9 protein-coding genes are annotated in these 8,400 nt (G+C 51.1%); 7 read left to right on the top strand and 2 right to left on the bottom strand.

Annotation, left to right across the window (positions count from 1 at the left end):
* Positions 1-8: 8 nt before the first annotated feature.
* The 3 genes from H8S18_RS10955 to H8S18_RS10965 all read left to right on the top strand — a co-directional run bounded on the left by H8S18_RS10955 (position 9) and on the right by H8S18_RS10965 (position 4,311).
* The gene (locus H8S18_RS10955) at positions 9-3,341 is read left to right on the top strand and encodes a UvrD-helicase domain-containing protein (protein ID WP_186858302.1); all 3,333 of its coding nucleotides are present in this window, start codon (positions 9-11) and stop codon (positions 3,339-3,341) included.
* A gap of 74 nt (positions 3,342-3,415) precedes the next feature.
* A complete protein-coding gene (locus tag H8S18_RS10960) occupies positions 3,416-3,556 on the top strand; it encodes a hypothetical protein (RefSeq protein WP_186858303.1) in 141 nt (46 codons plus the stop codon).
* Between the two features lie 2 nt (positions 3,557-3,558).
* On the top strand, positions 3,559-4,311 hold the full coding sequence (locus H8S18_RS10965) for an AAA family ATPase (RefSeq protein WP_186858304.1): 753 nt from the start codon (positions 3,559-3,561) through the stop codon (positions 4,309-4,311).
* Between the two features lie 29 nt (positions 4,312-4,340).
* Here the strand turns inward: H8S18_RS10965 and H8S18_RS10970 are convergent, their stop codons facing one another.
* Both H8S18_RS10970 and H8S18_RS10975 read right to left on the bottom strand, forming a co-directional pair.
* Positions 4,341-4,913: a GrpB family protein gene (locus tag H8S18_RS10970; RefSeq protein ID WP_186858305.1), complete on the bottom strand. Its 573-nt coding sequence runs from the start codon at positions 4,911-4,913 to the stop codon at positions 4,341-4,343.
* A 1-nt stretch (position 4,914) separates the two neighbouring features.
* Positions 4,915-5,907 carry a lipoate--protein ligase gene (locus tag H8S18_RS10975; RefSeq protein WP_186858306.1) on the bottom strand — a complete coding sequence of 331 codons (993 nt, stop codon included), beginning with the start codon at positions 5,905-5,907 and terminating at the stop codon, positions 4,915-4,917.
* A gap of 116 nt (positions 5,908-6,023) precedes the next feature.
* Here H8S18_RS10975 and H8S18_RS14980 point away from each other — a divergent pair, with 116 nt between their 5' ends.
* The 4 genes from H8S18_RS14980 (at position 6,024) to H8S18_RS10995 (ending at position 8,192) form a co-directional block, all read left to right on the top strand.
* Positions 6,024-6,728, top strand: a complete 705-nt coding sequence (locus tag H8S18_RS14980; RefSeq protein ID WP_186858307.1) for a PHP domain-containing protein — start codon at positions 6,024-6,026, stop codon at positions 6,726-6,728.
* Positions 6,729-6,838: 110 nt separating this feature from the next.
* The gene (locus H8S18_RS10985; RefSeq protein ID WP_186858308.1) at positions 6,839-7,045 is read left to right on the top strand and encodes a DUF1858 domain-containing protein; all 207 of its coding nucleotides are present in this window, start codon (positions 6,839-6,841) and stop codon (positions 7,043-7,045) included.
* A 47-nt stretch (positions 7,046-7,092) separates the two neighbouring features.
* On the top strand, positions 7,093-7,251 hold the full coding sequence (gene rd, locus H8S18_RS10990; RefSeq protein ID WP_186858309.1) for a rubredoxin: 159 nt from the start codon (positions 7,093-7,095) through the stop codon (positions 7,249-7,251).
* 233 nt (positions 7,252-7,484) lie between these two features.
* Positions 7,485-8,192, top strand: coding sequence for a hypothetical protein (locus tag H8S18_RS10995; protein WP_186858310.1), 708 nt, complete (start codon positions 7,485-7,487; stop codon positions 8,190-8,192).
* The last annotated feature ends 208 nt before the right edge of the window (positions 8,193-8,400 follow it).

Raw genomic sequence — 8,400 nt, forward strand, 5'->3', positions numbered from 1 at the left:
AGTAAAACGTGAACTTAACGGAAAAACAGGCAAGGGCCGTTGAAACGCAAACCAAAAATGTGCTCGTATCCGCGGCGGCAGGCAGTGGAAAAACGAGCGTGCTTGCAAAACGCGTATTGCGCATCATCGAGCAAGGGGGCGACGTCCGTTCGATGCTGGTTATGACATTTACCAATGCGGCAGCAGCGGAAATGCGCCAGCGCATCGCGCGCGAATTGCGGGAGGAAGCCGGGCGCAGCGGCAACCGCCGACTTTACGACCAGGCAGAATTCGTAGCAGCGGCGGATATTTCCACGTTCCACAGTTTTTGCGGCAAAGTAGTGCGCAAAAATTATGCGCTTTTGGGTCTCTCGCCAGGGGTACGCATTATGGACGAAGGGGAGATGAGCCGCATCAAATCCACAACGGCGCGCGATTTATTTGACGACTTGTATGAACGGGAGGATGAAAGCTTCCTGCGGCTGCTTAAGCGGTATACCCGCCGTGGAGACGACCGGGCGCTTGCAGAATACTTGTTTCGCATTTACGATTACCTGATGAGTAAACCCGATCCGTTCGGATGGGCGGAGTGGTCGGAGGGAAAAAATAACCCGGACTATATTGCATGGCTTAAAAAACAGCATGACGAAAGCATCGCAGAATGCCTTGTGCGCGCGGCAGGCTGGATAGGCGCAGCCGCGGAAATTTCGCGTGGGATGGAAATAAAGCAGTTTGCGCAGGATATGGAGTGTATAGCGCTACTCGAAGAAATGAGGGTATGCGCCTGTGAAAATGGCGCGCGGGAACTTTTTACGCGGTATGGAACCGCAAAAATACCCAATGTAACCAAGGGACTGCACGAAAGCCGGAAGGCCCGTATCCAGAAAATGTACGGAGAAGCGCGCAAAAAATTGAAGGAGGCCCTCCTGATGGCGGCGGAGCCTTTTGAACAGCGCGCAAAAGAAGAGCTTGCCCATACGCAGCAGGATGTATGCGCCATGATCCGGCTGGTACGCATGTTCCACGAAAACTATGCGGAGGGCAAGGCGGATGCGAATGTACTGGATTATGCCGATATGGAACATTTCGCGCTCAGGGCGCTGAAGGATGACGGGGTACGCGCGCGATGCGCTGGCGCTTACCAATATGTTTTTGTAGATGAATATCAGGATACCAATCCTGTACAGGAGGAGATTATACGCGCGGTATCGGGCGGAGGAAGCTTGTTTATGGTGGGCGATATCAAGCAGAGCATCTATAAATTCCGTTTGGCAGATCCCTTTATTTTCCGTGAGAAAGCCCGGGAATTCCGCATGGAAGCCGAAGGGGGAGAACTGATCCTGATGAACGACAATTTTCGCAGCAAGACGGGCGTCATCAATGCGGTCAACGGGATCATGGAACGTGTGATGTCCGAACGCCTGGGGGAAGTGTGCTATGACGATGGGGAACGTTTGTGCGGAAGCGCGGAAGGCGGCGGGACGCACATCCTTTTGTGCGGCGAAAAAGAAGAAGGCATACAGCGCGGCAAACATGCCATACAGGCGGAAATGATCGCTGCGGAAATCGAGCGCGAGCTTTCCGCGACGGTAACGGACAAACAGACGGGGCGGCCCCGCCCGGCCACGTGCGGCGATATTGCGGTGCTCTTCCGTTCGCGCGGAGAACTTATTTACCTTCTGAAGTCCGAACTGGATAAGCGCGGAATTCCCTGCGCGGTGGATGTGGAGCAAGCCAGGGATTTAAAGGAAATTGAACTTTTTGTCAACGTGCTGCGGCTGGTTGAAAATCCGCAGCAGGATGTTCCGCTGCTCGCGGTTATGCGTTCCTATATTGGCGGCATGGACGAGCAGGAGTTTGCGCAGATCCGCGTTGCTGACGATGTGGGAGAGGGCCCGTTTTATAAGAGCGCGGAACGTTACGCGGAAAAAGACGACCGGCTGGCCCGGAAACTGCGTGCGCTTTATGCCAAACTGGCATTTTTACGCACGTGCGCCGTCTCGCTTTCGCTTACGGAATTTCTGGCGCGAACGGCGCAGGAACTCGACTTTGAAACGTATCTGGCGTGTACGCCGGGCGGAGAAATGAAACAGGCGGTGTTCTCCCAGTTCCTCGCTATGGCAGGGGAAATTGCCGCACAGGAAAACAGTCTTTACCTTTTATTACGCGCGCTGCACGATATTAAAAAGAAAGAGGGGGCCTATCTTAAAGCCGCGGTGCGCACGGGGAGTTCGGACTGCATACATATGACTACGGTTCACGGCGCGAAGGGGCTTGAATACCCGATTGTATATGTCGTAAACCTCGAGCGGACGCTCACGGTACAGGACTTTAAAAACAGGATGCTGATCCATGCGGATTTTGGCCTAGTAACACAGTATATTGACGATGAAAGTCTGGTGCGGCGTACAACAGCGGAGCTTGAGCTTGCAAAACGCCAGATACGGCGCGAATACTTATCTGAAGAACTGCGCGTCTTGTATGTGGCAATGACGCGCGCGCGGGAAAAGCTGGTGCTTGCGGGAAGCGTGGGCGATATGGATCGCGCGCGGGAACGTTGGCAGCTCTTGCATGATATGGGAAATTACGAGGATGCGAAATCCATGCTTGACTGGATTATGGCGGCCAATACAGACGATATGATCCCCGTACGAATTTATGGAGGGGAGCGCGAGGAAAAGGAGCGCAGCCTGCCGGACACGGGCGGGGAAATCAAGCGCCTAAGCAGCCTTGAAGCCCGGGCGGGGCTTTTGAGTGCAGGTCCGTATGACGCGGTGCCGGCCAAGGTGTCGGTCAGCGCGGTTAAGCAGGCAAAAAGTATCCGCCATTTTCTTACCCCCGTACTTCCGGATGAGGAGGAAGAGATCACGGGCGCGCGCCTCGGAACGCTTGTGCACAGCATGATGGAACGCGCTGTATTTTCCGAAGGGACCATTGAAGAAGCCGCGCAGGATATGTTGGCGCGAAAGTTATTGACGCAGCGGGAATATGAAGCGGTCATGAGCCATGAGGAATGGATTCGCGGCTTCCTTGAAACACCGCTTTGCGCGCGGATCAAACAGGCAAAGCGCGTATTGCGGGAACAACCGTTTAACCTTGAGGTGGAGGCGGGCAGCATTGGATATGCAGGAGTTGAGAAAATGCTGGTGCAAGGTATTCTGGATCTCGCTTTTCTGGAGGATGCATGGGTGCTGGTAGATTACAAGACTGACCGCGTGACGGAAAAGACGGTCTGTGAAACAGCACAGGGGTATTCGGTGCAGCTCGAGCTGTACGCGCGCGCCCTGCACGAAATCACCGGGATTCCTGTGAAAGAAAAATACCTGTATTTCCTGCGGTTGCAAAAGTACATGCAATTATAATAGAGTATGGGGTTATTATCGCGCGGACGCAGGCTGCGCTCTTATAAAACCAGTATGATACCGGAGGAAAACAAATGCCAAGGTTTATCGCGGATTTTATAGCGGCACGGCCGGGCGCGGACCAGTTCGCCGGCATGCTACCCGGCATCCTGTTTCCTTTAGTCTCCATCGTTGGCTGGGCGATGAACAGCATTCTTTCCACCACGCTTTTTTAATTATGTATATCAGGCAAATCGCGCTGCGCGCGGACAAAAAAAAGGAACTAAAGCAGTCTTACTTAGCATCCATTCCGGCTCTGCAAAAGCTGGATGCGCTTTCCCTTTCAAAGCCGGTCACTTTCTTTGTGGGAGAAAATGGTTCGGGAAAATCGACGTTCCTTGAAGGGATTGCTGTGGCAAGCGGCTTTAATGCGGAGGGCGGCTCGAAAAATTTTACCTTTTCATCACGCGATACACATTCGAAGCTGCACGAATACCTGCGCATTGCCCGAGGGATTCCATTTGCCAAAGACGGTTTTTTTCTGCGTGCGGAGAGCTTCTATAATGTCGCTTCTAATGTGGACGAGATGGAAGAAGAAGGCGCCGGTTTCAGTTCGTCATCCCTTTATGATTCCTACGGCGGCGTATCCCTCCACGCCCAGTCGCACGGGGAAAGCTTTATTGCGCTCGTGCAGAACCGGTTCTGGGGAAACGGCCTCTATATCCTTGACGAGCCGGAGGCAGCGCTTTCACCCGCGCGCCAATTGGCGCTTTTGGCACTGATCCATGGGCTTGTACGGAAAAATTCTCAATTTATTATTGCGACGCACTCGCCGATCCTGATGGCCTATCCCGATGCGGATATTTTTGTATTGGATGAAACGGGCATTCAAAAAACGCCCTATGAACGCACAGAGCATTATTTTATTACCAAGCGTTTTTTAGACCAGCCGCAGCGCATGCTGGAAGAACTGCTGGACGATAAAGAATAAAAAAGAAGGGCTGTCCCCTTCTTTTATTATCAGTACCTCCCAGGGAACTCCCGCCGGGCCGCTTTAGTATGGGATTGGATGAACTCCGTTTTGGCATGCGTATACGCGTCGCGGTTATACGTGTATTTTTGTGCAAGTTGCTTTTTCAGCACACCATACTGTGCTGCAATATCACCGTGCGCACGCAGGTAATCCCGGAAATACAGCTCGTCCCAGTCTCCGGGATAACGAACGTGCAGGTGGTATACCGGTGGAACAAAACCTTCCCCGGTATAACCCTTCATGAACATCATGTGCGGTGCAGGCTTTTTGCGCTGTGGTGAATAAATATAATCATTTTTTTCAAGGGATGCTCTCAACCGGGCCAAGTTACAGCCGGGAGTGATTTCGAGCAGCAAGTCTACCGTCGGTTTGGCAGAAAGCCCTTTTACGGAAGTGCTTCCAATATGGCTCAGACGGACGATATCTTCAGGGAAAAGCCCTGTGAGCAGACGGGATTCCTCCTGATACCATTTTTCCCACACAGGATCATGCTCCCGTATGATAATGGGAAATAATTGCCATAATTCGTCAAGCGGGAGCGTGGAAAGGTCTTTGCTCATGTTAATACCCCTGCTGTTCGATATACCCCGCAAGATCATGAATGATTTTTTCCTGGTCTTCCGTTTTTGGAAGTGCGCGCAGCCGCTCTGCCAGATCTGTGCTGCGGAAGGGGCAGCCAGGAAGAGCCGGTGCGATTTCCGCAATAAAGTCCGCGTCCATTGCGTCGGAATAAAGTTTTGCATCCGTCACCTTTCCGTCCTTGGTGGACAGGAGCAGTTCTACGCCGCCCCACGGAAAACGTGTTTTGATGGTAATATTGAATTTCGGAGATTCTCCAAAAATCCATTCCCAGCTTGCGTTGCGCTTTTCAATGGCGGAAATTTCATCCCGCGCCGCCTGTGTGAACGGGTAATCCTGCGGCTGGCCATATTCTTCGGTAAATGATTTTTTCAGGGCCTCCGTCATTTTGGAAGGTGTGATTTCCGGATTTAGTTCCGCGAGGTTTACAACCCGGGACCGTACGGAAGCGATTCCCTTGGACTCAATTTTATCTTTGGGAACGGCAAGGTATTCGGATAATTTTCCCATATCGGAATTGATTAAAATCGTTCCGTGGTGGAATGCGCCGTTTTTACGGACACAGAATGCATTGCCTGAAAATTTCCGCCCTTCTGCCAGAATATCATTCCGTCCGGAAAATTCAGCGTTCACGCCGAACATTTTTGCCGCATCGAGCATTACTTTTAATTGGCGGTGCAGGTCGTACCGCTTTTTATCCGCAATAAAAGAAAAATTGAGGTTCCCCATATCGTGAAAGACAGCGCCGCCGCCTGAGATCCGCCGCGCAAGCCTGCCGCCGTCGCGCTTGAGTTTTTCATACCGGCACTCTCCCCAGGCATTCTGGTTTTTGCCAATGATTACGGAGTCTGAATGGGTATAGAGGTAGAGGACAACGTCCCCGGGGGTTATATGGGCGAGGATATATTCCTCCACCGCAAGCGTGTGATGCGGGTTATTGCTGTCTGACACGTAAAAATAATGCTGCTGTGACATATGCGCCTCCTCTGACGTTTCCTATATTATAGAAAAAAAGCAGAGGAGGCGCAAGTTTCCCGTTGCGCGCGCCGCATCTTTATACTATGATAGAAGTTAAAGGAAAGGAGCCAAACGTGAAATATTATCAGGCGGAAACACATTGCCATACCAGCGAAGTCAGTCCCTGTTCGCGTATTCCGGCGCAGTATTTGGCACAGGGGTATGCGGAAGCGGGCTACCATTATATGATCGTCACCGACCATTATCATCCGGTTGTCTTGGAAAATCCAGCCTTGCACGGAAAATCATGGGCGGAACGCATTGATTTTTTCTGGAGCGGCTACGAAGCGGCGGACCGTGCCGCGCAAGGAACGGACCTGCTCGTGCTGCCGGCAATGGAGGTTGCGCTTAATATCCGGGAAGAGAGCGGCCTTGGCGACGATTTTCTGGTTTATGGATTCAGCAAGGAGTTCCTCAAGGACGAACCTTACCTGTACCGGCTCGATTATCAGTCCTTTTATAAGAAGATGAAAGAGAACGGATTCCTTGTTTTCCAGGCGCACCCATACCGCTATGGCCTCCATCCGATCGAACCGGTTTGTTATGATGGAATTGAGATGGTCAATACGCATCCGCGCCACTTTTCACGCAATGCGCTTGCAATTGATTTCGCAGCTAAGCATAACCTTTGGGTGATTGGCGGCAGCGACGCGCACGGCGAAGAGGACATTGGGCGTGGCGGCGTAATGTTGCCGGACGGGATCGCGAATACACAGGATTTTGTACAATATTATAGGGAAAACGGTTCGCCGGAATTGATTGTTACATTTGGGGCATAAAAAGCAGTTTATCCGGTAGGCAGCGTGTTTATCTATGAAACGAACAACATTGTAGACGATGTATTATCATCTATTATGGATAAATGATTGAGGGAAAAGAGGTAAAAGCAATGGCACAGAAAGTTACGAAGGACATGAATATTATGGATATCCTGCAAATCGACGAAGGACTTGCGCCGATTTTCATGGATGCGGGCATGGGCTGCCTCGGCTGCGCGGCGGCGCATTTCGAAAATCTCGAGCAGGCGTGCGCGGTGCATGGTATTGATGCAGACGCACTTGAAACAAAGCTTAATGCGTATCTGGAAGCAAAATAAGGGACGGCTTTGCCCACCTGATATAACAAATAAAAGGAGTTAGACGAATGGAAAAGTATGTATGCACAGTTTGCGGTTATGTTTATGACCCGGAAGCCGGTGATCCGGATAACGGAGTTGCGGCAGGCACAAAATGGGAGGATGTTCCGGATGAGTGGGTATGCCCCCTTTGCGGCGCAGACAAATCCGCCTTTGAAAAAGAATGATTGAGGGCAGCCCAGGTTTATCAGGCAACCCGAAAATAAAGAACAGGAAAACCGGCCATGCTGTATGGTCGGTTTTTTATATGCGCCTCAAGAGACCTGCCGCACCGCAAGTAAGAAAACGGCCCGGCTTGACACTTGAAGCTGCGAACGGTATGATAAACAATACATATGAAGTATACATATATAAGTATAAACTACCGGAAACACCAGATATATATTGAGGGAAGCATCTTATGAAATTGAAAATATGCGGCATGGCATGTACCCTGGTTTTAATTTTAATGTTGTTCGGTTGTGCCGGAAGCGGGGTGAGCGCAGACGTTTCAGCCCCAGCCTCTTCCACATCGGCAACGCCGCGGGCGACGGCTTCCGCGCCGTTGCCGGCGCAAGCGTCTGGAAAAGAGGAAACGCTGCCAAAAGAAAGCGTTGACCCCGAAAGTACGACCGTAACGGGGGAACTGCAAATGGAAACGTCCTCCCCATCCGGCGCGGGTATGCCCGCTTCAGAGTTCATGTATAGCGAACGTTATGAGGGGGATGGGTATTCCTTCCGCTATCCCCAGGGAACAGAGATCCTGAAGGACGAAGAAACGGTAAAATCTTTCCTGCTTCCGGGACAGGAGTACGCCCTGAACGTCACACGGCTGAACCTCAGCGGACAGGATGTTACCCTCGCGCAGGCCCTTCCGGTTTATGAAAAAGCGCTGGAAGAACAGGGAAACGATATCGTGGAGACAGGTACGCTGCAGGAATTTTCCTACGACAATGCGCTTATTGAAATGAAGATAAAGGAAGGAAGTTCTACGCTGGATTCAATACAGGTGTTTTTTCTGGCGGGAGAATATAATTATACATTTACAGTTTCGGCCCCTGGAGGGGATATGGATATAATGAAGGAGATCGTAACGCAGGTTGTAGAAAGCTTTACGGCATCATCCTAGAGATGATATAAATGTGGAACGGACCCAGCCCCGGCTGGGTCCGTTTTTGCGCATAAATATCGCATTTATAAGATAAATAGGAGGTCTCTAAAAAAAGACAAAAAAAAACTAAAAAAAGGAGTTGACACAGGGGAGGGAGTTTGGTATTATAAATAAGCCGCAAAAAACGCGGCGAACCTTGAAAAATCAATACAGTACCAAGAACGAA

Source organism: Christensenella tenuis, from assembly GCF_014287795.1.
Lineage (GTDB): Bacteria > Bacillota > Clostridia > Christensenellales > Christensenellaceae > Christensenella > Christensenella tenuis.